Below are 12,137 nucleotides of genomic sequence, written 5' to 3'. Positions count from 1 at the left end.
CCGCGTCAACCGTGGCAATCCTCGACCCGTCCCTGGGAATTCAACACTATCGCCACCAAAAGGATAGCTGCCGGCGCTTTCTGGAAAAGCGTCAGCAGCTATTTTCAATGCCGCGATCAGGCCTGGTCCGGCTCCGTCTGATGGCGGGCCATGGCGGCAATCACCTCGGCCACCGACGCCGTGAGCTTCTTGGCATAGGGCACATGGAGGAACTCGTTGGGGCCGTGGGCATTGCTCTTGGGTCCGAGCACGCCGCAGACCATCATCTGCGCCTTGGGAAAGCCCTTGCTCAGCATATTCATCAGCGGAATCGTGCCACCCTGGCCGATATAGCCGCAGCCGGCGCCGAAATGGGCCTGGCTGGCGGCATTGAGCGCCTTCTCGAACCAGCCGTCCATGCCCGGCGCATTCCAGCCGCTGGAGCTTGAAAGGCCTTCCCAGGTCACCCTGGCCTCATAGGGCGCGTTGTCCTCCAGCAGGGCCTTCATCTCCTGCACGCAGGCTGCGGCATCGACCAGCGGCGGCAGGCGCAGGCTGAGCTTGAAGGCCGTGTAGGGGCGCAGCACATTGCCGGCATTTTGCAGATTGGGCATGCCCTCCACCCCCGTCACGCTCAGCGTGGGCTCCCAGGTGCGACGCACCAGGGCCTGGACAGGATCGGTGGTCGTGGGCAGGGACACACGGGCCGAGCCACCGCAGTCGTAATGCGCCCAGGGAAAGCGCGCATAAGCGTCCTCGCCGAGGATCTCCGCCGTGGCGCGGATCTGAGCCATGCGCTCGGCCGGCACCTCGCAGTGAAAGCTCTGCGGCAGCACACGGCCATTCTTGCTGTCCTCGAGACGATCCAGCACCTGGCGCATGATGCGAAAGGACGAGGGCACCACACCTGAGGCATCGCCCGAGTGCACGCCCTCGGTGAGTATCTGCACCTTGAGCGTGCCGCTGGCCATGCCGCGTAGGCTGGTGGTCAGCCACAGCTGGTCGTAGTTGCCGGCGCCGCTGTCCAGACAGATCACCAGGCCCACATCGCCCAGACGCGGGCGCAAGGCATCCACATAGGGCAGCAGATCGGCCGAGCCGCTTTCCTCGCAGGTCTCGATGATGGCCACGATGCGGGGGTGAGGCACGTTCTGGCGCTTGAGCTCCTGAATCGCCGCCACGCTGGCATAGACCGCATAGCCGTCGTCGGCGCCGCCACGCCCGTAGAGCTTGCCGTCCTCGTACTTGGGCGTCCAGGGACCCAGATCGCTGCGCCAGCCTTCGAACTCGGGCTGCTTGTCGAGGTGGCCGTACATCAGCACCGTGGGGCTGGTCGAGGCCTTCTCGGCCGTACCTTCCACCTCGAAGAAGATGACCGGCGTGCGACCCGGCTGCTGAATCACTTCCAGCGTCAGCCCGGCCACCTTCTGCGCTTCCACCCAGGCCGCAGCATTGCGCAGCACGGTGGCGATATGGCCTTGCTGCTCCCAGTCGGGGGCAAACATGGGCGACTTGGCAGGGATGGTGATGTAGTTGGTCAGCTCGGGGACAATGCTTTGGTCCCACTGCTCGGTGATGTGCTGCAGCGCGTCCTGTGGCTGCAGCAGATTGGTGGGAGTACGTGCGTTCATGGTCGGCTCCTTCAGTGACGGGGCTACGAGCCATGACGGGCTCGCGCCATGCCCGTGATTGTGCGCCAATGCAGGTGCCTGCGCCTCAGGCATTGACATGGTGGATCAGGGTTTAGTGCAATGCCGGCGCCCCACGCTCCAACTGGAAGCGGGAAACCTCTCTCAACAGGCTTTCGGCCTGTTGGCGCAGCCCCTCGGCAGCGGCTGCGCTTTCCTCCACCAGGGCAGCGTTTTGCTGCGTGGCCTGGTCCATCTGCATGACAGCCTCGCCGACCTGGGCCACACCTGCGCTCTGCTCGCTACTCGCTGCGCTGATCTCGCCCATGATGTCCGTCACACGGTGAATGGCACTGACGATCTCGTCCATGGTGCGACCTGCCTGGTCGGCCAGCGCACTGCCGTCTGCCACGCGTTCCACGCTGGCAGTGATCAACGTCTTGATTTCCTTGGCCGCATCGGCGCTGCGCCCCGCCAGGGCGCGCACCTCGCTGGCCACCACGGCAAATCCTCGGCCCTGTTCACCGGCGCGTGCAGCCTCCACAGCCGCGTTCAGTGCCAGGATATTGGTCTGGAAGGCGATGGCGTCTATGACGCCGATGATGTCGGCAATGCGCGAGCTGCTGGTGTTGATGTCCTGCATGGTCTGTACAACTCGCGCCACCACGGCACCGCCCTGCCGGGCCACTTGCGAGGCGTTCTGCGCCAGCCGATTGGCCGTCTGGGCGCTATCGGCGTTCTGGCGCACGGTGGCGTTGAGCTGCTCCATGCTGGCCGCCGTTTCCTCCAGCGCGCTGGCCTGGCTTTCGGTACGGGCAGACAGGTCGGCATTGCCCTGAGCAATCTCGCTGGAGGCATGTTGCATCTGCACCGATGCGCCGTGCACGCGCTGGACCAGTTCGCGCAGCGCGCCGCGCATGGTTTGCAGATCGGACATCAGGCCCCGGGCCATGCCGCCCGAGCTCCCACCGGTCAGATCGCCATCGGCCACGCGGCGCAACGCCTTGCGCGCATCGGCCGGGTCTCCGCCCAGCTCGCTGCGCAGCGTGCGCACCATCACCCAGAGCAGCGCGGCCGAGATGACCACGGCCAGCAGGGCCAGCAGACCCGACCACAGCTGCATGCGCTGGGCGCTGGCACGAGTGGCCGCATGCGATGCGTCGGCCGCATCACGGGCCGCCTTGAGCTGTTGCAGCACGTCTTCGCGCAGCTTGCGCCAAGCCGGGGTTTCCCGGGTCTTGAGCGCGGCGGCGGCGGTGTCATAGTCCTCGGCCGCCAGATTCACGATCTGGTCCTGCGCTTCGGACTGGGCCTGGCGCAAGGCCTGCAGACTCTTGACGGCGACTTCCATGGCCGTGCCCTGCACGCGCCGGCTCAGATCGTCATAGGCGGCGTCATAGGCCCGACGGGCATTGCCAAGATTTTCCACGGCCTGCCCGTCCGACGGATCCATCACGATATTGCGCAGTGCCTGGCCCGATTGCAGACCCTGGGCATACAGCTCCTGCAACTGAGCCACCACGGCTTGGTTGTTCCTCAGGTAGTCGTTGAAATCGGACTGTGTGCGGGTCAGCCCCCACTGGCTGCTAAGCAGCGCCAAAACAAACAAGGCTGCAGGTGCAGCCGAGCAAAAAATGAGACGGGAACTAAAACGCATGGCAAGGCGCGCACCTGCCGAGGCTTCGGCGCATTGATTCAGATCAAAAAGAAATAAGCAGTTGATTATGAATCAACTGCTTACATTTTTTGCATTACGGCAGCAGCACCGCCGCCTTGCAGCAGGAGTGCAACCCTCTCAAATTTAAGAGCTTCCAGCTCTTGTCAGACAATGAATTCGATGTGAATCAATACCCGATTCATTGCCAATGAATCGTAATTAGCTACTGTTTCAAGAGCAGCAATCAGGCATGCTCGAAGTGGAACACCGCCGTTGTCGCCAACAGATTGGGCAGGCTCCTCACCACCTGACCGTTTTGCAGACCGAAGGAGTCGCGAATGCGCAGGCGGTTCTTGGTGGCCAGCACCTCGAAGTCCTTGTAGGTGCCCACCCGGATATTCGGCGTGTCATACCACTGGTAAGGCAGGCGACGCGTGACCGGCATGCGCCCGCGCAGCACGGAGAAGCGATTTTGCCAATGTGCAAAGTTGGGAAAGGCAACCACGCCTTGCTTGCCGATGCGGGCCGTCTCCTGCAGCATCACCTCGGCATTGCGCAAATGCTGCAGCGTGTCGATCTGCAGCACCACATCGAAGCTGTTGTCGCCGAAGATGGCCAGGCCGTCCTCCAGATTGAGCTGCAGCACGTTCACGCCGCGGCGCGTGCAGGCCAGCACATTGGCGTCGTCCAGTTCCACGCCATAGCCCGTACATCCGCGCTCTCGCACCAGATGCTCGAGCAGCGCGCCGTCGCCACAACCCAGGTCCAGCACGCGTGCGCCCTCGGGCACCAGCTGGGCAATGGCTTTCATGGTGGTCAACTCGGTCATGCGGCTTCTCCTGCGCGTTCGGCGGTGTTCAGTTCTTTGGCAATGCCTTCAAAATAGGAGCGCATCACGCCCATATAGCGTGGGTCATCAAGCAAAAACGCATCATGACCATGGGGGGCGTCGATCTCGGCATAGCTGACGTCGCGGTTGTTCTCCAGCAGCGACTTGACGATCTCTCGGCTGCGCGCCGGTGCGAAGCGCCAGTCCGTCGTGAAGCTCACGAGCAGAAACCGGGCCTTGGCCACGGCCAGCGCCCGAGTCAGATCGCCGTCATGAGCGCGCGCCGGATCGAAATAGTCCAGTGCGCGCGTGATGAGCAGATAGGTGTTGGCGTCAAAGTAGCCGCTGAACTTCTCGCCCTGGTAGCGCAGATAGCTCTCGATCTGGAACTCCACATCCTGGGTGCTGTACAGGTAATCGCGCCGCTCCGGCGCCGGGCCGCCCCGAGTCAGGTCGCCCCCCTCGGCGAGGAGCGCGGGGGCCCTGAGACTGCGGCCGAACTTCTGGTTCATCACGTCATCGCTCAGATAGGTGATGTGGCCTATCATGCGCGCGATGCGCAGGCCGCGCGCGGGCACCACGCCATGCTCATAGAAATGGCCGCCGTTGAAATCCGGGTCGGTGACGATGGCGCGACGCGCCACCTCGTTGAAGGCAATGTTCTCGGCGTTGAGATTCGGCGCGCTGGCCACCACCACGGCATGGCGCATGCGCTCGGGATAGCGCAGCGACCAGGACAGGGCCTGCATGCCGCCCAGGCTGCCTCCCAGCACGGCGGCGAGCTTCCCGACCCCCAGGCGGTCCAGCAGACGCGCCTGCGCATCCACCCAGTCCTCCACCGTCACCACGGGGAAATCCGCACCATAGGGCTTGCCCGTGGCCGAGTTGGTGTGCATGGGGCCGGTAGAGCCGAAGCAGGAGCCCAGATTGTTGATGCCGATGACAAAGAACTTGTCGGTATCGACGGGCTTGCCCGGACCGATCATGTTGTCCCACCAGCCCTCGCTCTTGGACTGGCCCTCGTAGCTGCCTGCTACATGGTGGGAGGCATTGAGCGCATGACAGACCACGATGGCATTGCTCTTGTCGGCATTGAGCTGGCCATAGGTCTCGAAGGCAAGATCGTAGTCGGCGATGGAGCCACCGCTCTGCAAGGGCAGCGGCTCATCAAAATGCATGAACTGAGGTGTCGCGATGAAGGACATATGAAAAAACCCGGCATCGCTAAAAACGAGGCCGGGTCGGTGTACTGTCACTTCGCGGACGGGTCTTTAGCTGGATTTATAAAGCGCCCGCAAGCTTTGGCAAATCGGCGCGTGAAAAGTGCAGTGTACTGCATTCATTGCACCGAACTCAAAAGCAGACTGTCAAAGCTGTCCAAGCCTTTTGAGCCTTGTGCAAATAGCTATGCTTTCGGTAGTTTCACACCTTGGTCAGGAGCGCCGCCACACCCAGCACCAGGAAGATCACGGCGCACACACGGTGAATCGTCTTGATCGGCAGCTTCTTGGTGATCTTCTCGCCAAACCACACCACCGGTGCATTGGCCAGCATCATGCCCAGCGTGGTGCCAGCCACCACCCAGTAATACGACAGAGGGTACTTGGCGGCCAGGCCCACCGTGGCCAGCTGGGTCTTGTCCCCCATCTCGGCCAGGAAGAACAGCATCAGCGTCGTACCGAAGACACCCCAACGCCCGGCGCCATTGCCGGTATCGTCATCGTCTAACTTGTCGGGAATCAGCATCCAGCCCGCCATGAGGATGAATGAAACCCCCAAGATCCAGCGCAGCACGTCGGGACCTAGCATCGTGGTGATCCAGTTGCCCACGGCGCCGGCCAGAGCATGGTTGACCAGCGTCGCGGCAAAAATGCCGGCCACGATGGGCAGTGGTTTGCGGAACTTGGCTGCCAGTACCAATGACAGCAGTTGGGTCTTGTCCCCCATTTCGGCCAGGGCGACGATGGAGGTGGATATGAGAAAGGCTTCCATGATGGGGATAGACGGCCGGAGTTGCCAGAACGCATTGACCACGCACCGACTCCGGCCTATCTCTTCATAGGTTTTCTCGGTACGTAATCAATGGTCTCGACCGGTCGCACCACGCATTGCACGCGGTACCGCATGCGCCATAGGTCACGAGGACCCAAGTCTGTTGACGCATGCATCCGGCAGACGGCTGCCGAACGGCCTACTCCCCAAAGAAAGTAGCCGTCATTCTACATGCTTAACCCTGTAAGACATCTGCGTATTTGGATATTCAAAATTTTGTATTTCAGGGTAACTCCCATCAGGACAATGTTGTTACAAGCACGAAATTTGATCTTTTCGTAATACTACGGCTTCTCTTGTGACTCATAATGCTTGAGTCTTTGTCTGGAAAGCAATTTCTGGATGGGGCAAGTGCGTTAGCGTCTCTAATGTTGTCATCCAAGGCTGACTCCCTAGGGCTCCATCGCGTTTTCAAGTTTTTTCAGGAGTCCAGCATGGGCAACAAGCTTTACGTAGGCAATCTGCCTTATTCCTTCCGCGACCAAGATCTGCAAGACAGCTTCAGCGAATTCGGCACTGTGAACAGCGCCAAGGTGATGATGGAGCGCGACACCGGCCGTTCCAAGGGCTTTGGCTTTGTGGAAATGGGCAGCGATGCCGAAGCACAAGCCGCTATCCAAGGCCTGCATGGCCAAAACCGTGGTGGCCGTGATCTGGTCGTGAACGAAGCACGCCCCATGGAGCCTCGTCCTCCCCGCTCCGGCGGCTTCGGCGGCGGCTTCGGCGGCGGTCGTGAAGGTGGTTTTGGCGGTGGCCGTGGTGACGGCGGCTTCGGCGGTGGCCGTGGCGACGGCGGCTACGGCCGTCGCAATAGCTACTAATCAGTTATTGCCAATAACAAAAAAAGGATCTTCGGATCCTTTTTTTGTTGCTAAACGTTAGCAATGCGGTTTTCGAGCATTTATTTTTTTCATTGTTCTCCGTCATAATTCCTTTCTCGGGCATTTCCCGTTCACAAGCGAATAGGTGTTCAGGATTTTTTGCATGTTTTCCCATGGATATGCAGTGGACGTCCTGAATTCGATCGCGCCATTGAAGCATTGAGGAGCTAGGAGTTATTAATGGGCAATAAGCTGTATGTCGGCAACCTTCCTTATGGTGTGCGTGACAACGATCTTGAGCAGGCGTTCAGCCAGTTTGGAGCCGTAGCAAGTGCACGCGTCATGATGGAACGAGACACCGGCCGCTCCAAAGGCTTTGGTTTTGTGGAAATGGCCAGCGAAGCAGAAGCACAAGCCGCCATTCAAGGCATGAATGGTCAGCCCCTCGGGGGTCGCAGCCTCGTCGTGAATGAGGCACGCCCTATGGAACCCCGCCCCCCTCGCTCCGGCGGTTATGGAGGCGGCTTCCGCAGTGAAGGCGGTTTTGGCGGCGGTAATCGCGATGGCGGTTACGGTGGCCGCAGTGAAGGTGGTGGCTATGGTCGCGGTGATGGCGGCGGCTATGGCGGTGGTGGTCGCGGCGAAGGCGGCTTCCGCAGCCCCTATGGCTCAGGCCCACGCCACGGTGGTCGCGGCGGCTACGGTGGTGGCAATAACCACGGCGAATGAGCTTCTTTTAACAGCTCAGCAATAAAGGCACGATAGCGTGCCTTTATTTATTTTTGAAGACATTCAAATGCATAGTCATTTTCCCAATGTCTTCCACTCAATCCTTTTTTAGATGCCTGGGCTTTCTGGTTTTCCCCAGAGTCAATCTATCCCAAAGATAAGCGGGCAGCACCCGCATTACGCCGCCGACAATCCTCATCTGCCAGGGAATAATCGCATATCTGGCTTTGCGCTCTATAACCCGAAAGGCACGCCTTGCGAACTCCTCGGGCGAGAGCAGAAAAGGCATGGAATACGGATTATTTTTCGTCAACGGAGTGTCCACATAGCCAGGCAATAAACTGGTCACAGAGACCCCGGATTTCTGCAACTCAACACGCAGACTCTCACAGTAAGCAATGGCTGCCGCTTTACTGGCCGAATATGCGGCATGGCCGGGCAGGCCGCGAATACCAGCCACACTGCAAATACCCACCAGACGCCCGGAGCCGCGTCGCACCATGGGTGCAATAAACGGCTGGAAGCTTGCAGCCAGCCCCATGGTGTTGCTGGCCAGCACCTGCTGCATGACCTCAAGATCCTCGCGCAAGGAGGTATCCACACCCCAGCTGACACCCGCGTTGGCAATAACAACATCAGGCAGGCCCTGGCGCTCAAGACAGGCATTCGCAGCACTGCAAGCACTTGCTATGTTCGTGACATCCGCACCATAAACGGCGTAGCGGGATGCATCCATTCGCATGGACTGCGCCCATTGCTCCATGAGCACGGTGCGTCTTGCCACCAGTGCGATCGACCAGCCACGCTGATAGTAGTACCAGGCCAGGGCCTGCCCAATGCCGCTGGAGGCACCGGTGATATAGACGAGTCCGGCCCCATGCCCTGCCATGATTTACGGCTTCTGGCTGGGCTGGATGACGCCCTTGACCCGCCCTTGCATCTGCAGAATCTGATCAAGGTGCGCGTACTGCATGCTGTCACCGGTAAATCTGTCGTTGCCACGGGTCATGACCACAGCTTTGTTGGTGCTGACGCGCTCGTCATTGGGCCAGATTTGCAGGAACTCGCTCTCCAGCCGCATGGCAGGCAAGGCCTTCTGGGTTGCAGTTGCAGGCACCGGCTCGCGCTGAATGACGGCCTGGCCGAACATCTGGATTTCCGAGCCGTCGCCATTGCTCAATGCCCGGTTGGAGCTGCCCACGGTCTTGCGTCCATCAGGCGTGAAGCTCAGCATGCGTGCGTCGTAGACTTCCAGCGTATCGGTATCGGGAAAGTGCTCACCTGTCGCGCCATTCAGGCGATTTTTGAGGCGGCCCGATGCTTCGAAATTCTTGATGACGAAGTCTTTGAGGAAATAGTCCGGATCGTGCCGCACGGCCTTCTCCGCGCCACTGACAATCGGCTTGGGAGCATTGCGCACCAGCCACCAGGTGCCCAACGCCAGCAGACCCATGATGAGCACCGGGAGGTACATCGAGGCCTTGTCGCCCACACGGCGCCATTGCCCGCTCATGAGCCATACCCCGCAAGCAGCGCCGCATAAGCGCCATTGGCGGCCAGCAGCAGATCGCAGAACTGCCGCACCGCCCCCTCTCCGCCATTCTTGGCACTGACCCAGTCCGCCACATGCGATGCCTCGTCATGGGCATTGGCGGGTGCGCAGGAAAAGTGGCTGCGACGCATGACGGGAAGATCGGGCCAGTCGTCCCCCATGGCGGCGGCCTGCGGCCATTGCAGACCCAGTTCAGCCAGGATGGACTCGGCAGCCGGCACTTTGTCCTCCGTGCCAAAGCGCGCATGTTCAATGCCCAGTTGCTTCAAGCGCAAACGCAGCGGCGCGGAGTCTCGCCCCGTCACCACGGCCGGCGTGATGCCGGCCTTTTGCAACATTTTCAGGCCATGACCATCCAGCGTATGGAAGCGCTTGAGGACCTCACCCTCGCCCGAGAAGTAAAGGCCGCCATCGGTCAGCACGCCATCCACATCAAAGAAGGCCACACGAATTCCCTGGGCCTTGAGCAGCAACTGTGGGTCCCATTGCTGGCGGGGTGTCAGAGCAGGTCGGTTCATCAAATCACCTTGGCACGCATCAGATCGCGAATATGCACCACACCCTGCAGGCGCTGGTTGTCATCGGCCACCAGCACTGCGGTAATCCCATGCTCTTCCATCATGCGTGCCGCAGCCACCGCCAGCAGATCGGGCTTGATCGTCAGAGGCCTGGCATGCATGACGTCCTGCGCCGTGCGGCTGCGCAGATCGACGCCAGCTTCCACACAGCGGCGCAAATCACCATCGGTAAAGATCCCCACCAGCTCACCGGATGCGTTGACCACGGCGGAGCAGCCCAGGCCCTTGGCACTCATTTCGCGCATCAGGTCCACGCTGCTCACATCCTGGGCAACCTGGGGCACATCGACACCACGGCGCATCACATCGCGCACATGGGTCAGCAGGCGTCGCCCCAATGCTCCTCCGGGGTGTGAGCGCGCAAAATCCTCGGCACCAAAGCCCCGGGCATCGAGCAAGGCCACGGCCAGCGCATCCCCCATGGCCAGTTGGGCCGTGGTGCTGGCAGTGGGTGCCAGGTTCAAGGGACAAGCTTCCTTGTCGACATGGGTGTCCAGCACCCAGTCTGCATGCTTGGCCAGTGTCGATTGCAGACCGCCGGTCACGGCCACCAGGGGCACGCCCATGCGCTTGATGGCAGGCAACACGCCCGTCAGCTCATCGGTCTCGCCGCTATTGGACAGGGCCAGCACCAGATCATCCTGTGTCAACATGCCCAGGTCGCCATGACTGGCTTCTGCGGGGTGCACGAAAAAGGAGGGAGTCCCTGTGGACGCGAGCGTCGCGGCCACCTTCCGGCCCACATGCCCGCTTTTGCCCATGCCCATGACCACCACACGGCCCGGCAGCTGCAGAATGCGCTGAACCACCGCCGTGAATGCGCCATTGAGGCGCACCGACATCGCACGCAAGGCAGCAGCCTCTATATCCAGGGCCTCGCGGGCCAGGTTCAAAGCTCGCGGTGCGTCGATCAGACGCGAATTGGCAGCATCAGAATTCATGCCCGGATTTTAGCCAGCCCATGCTTGCCGGGCAGCGGGCAACACCCCTTTGGCCCGCATTTCAAGCCCGAGCCCATACACTGGCGAGCATTCAAGAACTCAGGCGGACACATGCAAACTTCCACCAGCGTCAACGACTATCTGCGTGACCATATCCGCACCGTGCCGGACTGGCCTGCGCCGGGCGTGCAATTCCGTGACATCACGCCCCTGCTGCAGGACCCCAAGGTCTTTCGCATCATGACCGACGCCTTTGTTCACCGTTACATGGACCCCAAGCTGCGCCCCGACGTGGTTGCCGGCCTGGATGCACGCGGATTTATTCTGGGTGCCGTGATCGCCCACGAGCTCAACGTCGGCTTTGTGCCCATCCGCAAAAAAGGCAAACTGCCCTTCACCACGGTGGAGGAAACCTATGAGCTCGAATACGGTAGCGCTACCGTGGAGCTGCACACCGATGCCGTCAAGTCCGGCGACCGTGTGCTGCTGATCGACGATTTGATCGCCACCGGCGGCACCATGATGGCCGGCAAGAAGCTGCTGGAAAAGCTGGGGGCTACCGTGGTGGAAGGCGCAGCGATTGTGGATCTGCCGGAACTGGGCGGCTCCAAGCACCTCAAGGACAGCGGCCTGCCCCTGTTCACTCTGGTTGACTTTGCCGGGCACTGAGCAGCCCCGCACCAGCCCTGGATCAGCGCAGCTCTCCGTACTGCGTCGTGCCCAGAGAGCCCAGTCCGGAGACGGCAAATTCGCAGCCTTCCTCATGGCCAGAGCCAGGGCCCAGCAATGGCGCCTGGCGTGATGGGCGAACACTCGCAGGCGATGCAGCAGCCATGGCCACCGCCTGCTTGAACGCATCCATTTCCTGCGCGTCAATGGGCTCGAAAGAGCGGCCTGAATGTGCCGTAACCGGAGCATGGCGTAGCGCCTTCATCGGGGGTACGGCCCCGTCAAACTGCGTCTGCGCAAAATCAGGGCTAGCAGCGCTTTGAAGCTGCCCGTTCACGCGCCAGTAAACGGCGTGAACCCCAGCATCCATGCGGGTTCTGGCGAGCTCGGCAATCAATGCCTCGATACGTCTTTGCTGCGGAGCATCCGCAGCGTACGCAGGAGCCAGATCCACCATCACGACAAAGCGCTGGCCGACGTTGTCCAGCGAGAGCACCTTGAACTTGTAGCCGGCCGAAAGAATGCCGACCCTGACCATGGCTTCGCGCACGATGACGTACAGCTGCTCGCGTCTGGCGGAGCGCTCACGGCGCTGCGACTGACGCGCTACTGGATCATCCTCGTGGCGCGGTGCTTGCGTGCTACCTTCTCGGCGAGGCCCGCGAGAAAACCATCGGAACAGGGACATGAGCACACTCGAAC

Annotated in this window: 13 protein-coding genes; 3 read left to right on the top strand and 10 right to left on the bottom strand. The window is 61.1% G+C overall.

Annotated elements, in window-relative coordinates; all coding sequences use genetic code 11:
• Positions 1-116: 116 nt before the first annotated feature.
• The 5 genes from JAO85_RS11570 to JAO85_RS11550 form a co-directional block, all read right to left on the bottom strand.
• Entirely contained in the window at positions 117-1,610 is a 1,494-nt protein-coding gene (locus tag JAO85_RS11570) for a M20 family metallopeptidase (RefSeq protein WP_034382370.1), read from the bottom strand.
• A 112-nt stretch (positions 1,611-1,722) separates the two neighbouring features.
• On the bottom strand, positions 1,723-3,207 hold the full coding sequence (locus JAO85_RS11565; RefSeq protein ID WP_202788115.1) for a methyl-accepting chemotaxis protein: 1,485 nt from the start codon (positions 3,205-3,207) through the stop codon (positions 1,723-1,725).
• Between the two features lie 301 nt (positions 3,208-3,508).
• On the bottom strand, positions 3,509-4,093 hold the full coding sequence (metW, locus tag JAO85_RS11560) for a methionine biosynthesis protein MetW (protein WP_003066861.1): 585 nt from the start codon (positions 4,091-4,093) through the stop codon (positions 3,509-3,511).
• Entirely contained in the window at positions 4,090-5,298 is a 1,209-nt protein-coding gene (locus JAO85_RS11555; protein ID WP_202788114.1) for a homoserine O-acetyltransferase, read from the bottom strand. The genes metW and JAO85_RS11555 overlap by 4 nt, the downstream gene beginning before the upstream one ends.
• A 217-nt stretch (positions 5,299-5,515) precedes the next feature.
• On the bottom strand, positions 5,516-6,085 hold the full coding sequence (locus JAO85_RS11550) for a TMEM165/GDT1 family protein (protein ID WP_003066856.1): 570 nt from the start codon (positions 6,083-6,085) through the stop codon (positions 5,516-5,518).
• Positions 6,086-6,579: 494 nt separating this feature from the next.
• Between JAO85_RS11550 and JAO85_RS11545 the strand changes: the two genes are divergently transcribed.
• Positions 6,580-6,966, top strand: coding sequence for an RNA-binding protein (locus tag JAO85_RS11545; protein ID WP_003066853.1), 387 nt, complete (start codon positions 6,580-6,582; stop codon positions 6,964-6,966).
• Between the two features lie 240 nt (positions 6,967-7,206).
• The gene (locus tag JAO85_RS11540) at positions 7,207-7,695 is read left to right on the top strand and encodes an RNA-binding protein (protein ID WP_003066850.1); all 489 of its coding nucleotides are present in this window, start codon (positions 7,207-7,209) and stop codon (positions 7,693-7,695) included.
• A 97-nt stretch (positions 7,696-7,792) separates the two neighbouring features.
• Here the strand turns inward: JAO85_RS11540 and JAO85_RS11535 are convergent, their stop codons facing one another.
• The 4 genes from JAO85_RS11535 to JAO85_RS11520 are packed head-to-tail and all read right to left on the bottom strand — an operon-like array spanning position 7,793 to position 10,766.
• The gene (locus JAO85_RS11535) at positions 7,793-8,584 is read right to left on the bottom strand and encodes an SDR family oxidoreductase (RefSeq protein ID WP_003066849.1); all 792 of its coding nucleotides are present in this window, start codon (positions 8,582-8,584) and stop codon (positions 7,793-7,795) included.
• Positions 8,585-8,587: 3 nt separating this feature from the next.
• Positions 8,588-9,208, bottom strand: a complete 621-nt coding sequence (lptC, locus tag JAO85_RS11530; protein WP_012840326.1) for an LPS export ABC transporter periplasmic protein LptC — start codon at positions 9,206-9,208, stop codon at positions 8,588-8,590.
• Complete coding sequence (locus JAO85_RS11525; protein WP_039050344.1) at positions 9,205-9,765, bottom strand: HAD family hydrolase; 561 nt, start codon at positions 9,763-9,765, stop codon at positions 9,205-9,207. Before JAO85_RS11525 ends, lptC begins: the two co-directional genes overlap by 4 nt.
• A complete protein-coding gene (locus JAO85_RS11520; protein WP_003066843.1) occupies positions 9,765-10,766 on the bottom strand; it encodes an SIS domain-containing protein in 1,002 nt (333 codons plus the stop codon). The genes JAO85_RS11525 and JAO85_RS11520 overlap by 1 nt, the downstream gene beginning before the upstream one ends.
• Positions 10,767-10,877: 111 nt before the next feature.
• On the opposite strand from JAO85_RS11520, the gene JAO85_RS11515 reads away from it, so the two are divergent.
• Entirely contained in the window at positions 10,878-11,435 is a 558-nt protein-coding gene (locus JAO85_RS11515; protein ID WP_003066840.1) for an adenine phosphoribosyltransferase, read from the top strand.
• Between the two features lie 22 nt (positions 11,436-11,457).
• Here JAO85_RS11515 and JAO85_RS11510 read toward each other — a convergent pair whose 3' ends face one another.
• Entirely contained in the window at positions 11,458-12,123 is a 666-nt protein-coding gene (locus JAO85_RS11510; protein WP_202788113.1) for a hypothetical protein, read from the bottom strand.
• Positions 12,124-12,137: the final 14 nt, after the last annotated feature.

The sequence above is a fragment of the Comamonas sp. NyZ500 genome (assembly GCF_016772095.1).
GTDB lineage: Bacteria > Pseudomonadota > Gammaproteobacteria > Burkholderiales > Burkholderiaceae_C > Comamonas > Comamonas thiooxydans.
Note: the sequence above shows the minus strand (reverse complement) of the source record. Positions and strands in the feature narration are given on the sequence as shown.

Coding starts and splice junctions, on each gene's coding strand:
- lptC (WP_012840326.1), bottom strand. CDS start 9,208: ATGAGCGGGCAATGGCGCCGTGTGGGCGACAAGGCCTCGATGTACCTC.
- JAO85_RS11545 (WP_003066853.1), top strand. CDS start 6,580: ATGGGCAACAAGCTTTACGTAGGCAATCTGCCTTATTCCTTCCGCGAC.
- JAO85_RS11515 (WP_003066840.1), top strand. CDS start 10,878: ATGCAAACTTCCACCAGCGTCAACGACTATCTGCGTGACCATATCCGC.
- JAO85_RS11535 (WP_003066849.1), bottom strand. CDS start 8,584: ATGGCAGGGCATGGGGCCGGACTCGTCTATATCACCGGTGCCTCCAGC.
- JAO85_RS11555 (WP_202788114.1), bottom strand. CDS start 5,298: ATGTCCTTCATCGCGACACCTCAGTTCATGCATTTTGATGAGCCGCTG.
- JAO85_RS11550 (WP_003066856.1), bottom strand. CDS start 6,085: ATGGAAGCCTTTCTCATATCCACCTCCATCGTCGCCCTGGCCGAAATG.
- JAO85_RS11510 (WP_202788113.1), bottom strand. CDS start 12,123: ATGTCCCTGTTCCGATGGTTTTCTCGCGGGCCTCGCCGAGAAGGTAGC.
- JAO85_RS11570 (WP_034382370.1), bottom strand. CDS start 1,610: ATGAACGCACGTACTCCCACCAATCTGCTGCAGCCACAGGACGCGCTG.
- JAO85_RS11525 (WP_039050344.1), bottom strand. CDS start 9,765: ATGAACCGACCTGCTCTGACACCCCGCCAGCAATGGGACCCACAGTTG.
- JAO85_RS11540 (WP_003066850.1), top strand. CDS start 7,207: ATGGGCAATAAGCTGTATGTCGGCAACCTTCCTTATGGTGTGCGTGAC.
- JAO85_RS11520 (WP_003066843.1), bottom strand. CDS start 10,766: ATGAATTCTGATGCTGCCAATTCGCGTCTGATCGACGCACCGCGAGCT.
- metW (WP_003066861.1), bottom strand. CDS start 4,093: ATGACCGAGTTGACCACCATGAAAGCCATTGCCCAGCTGGTGCCCGAG.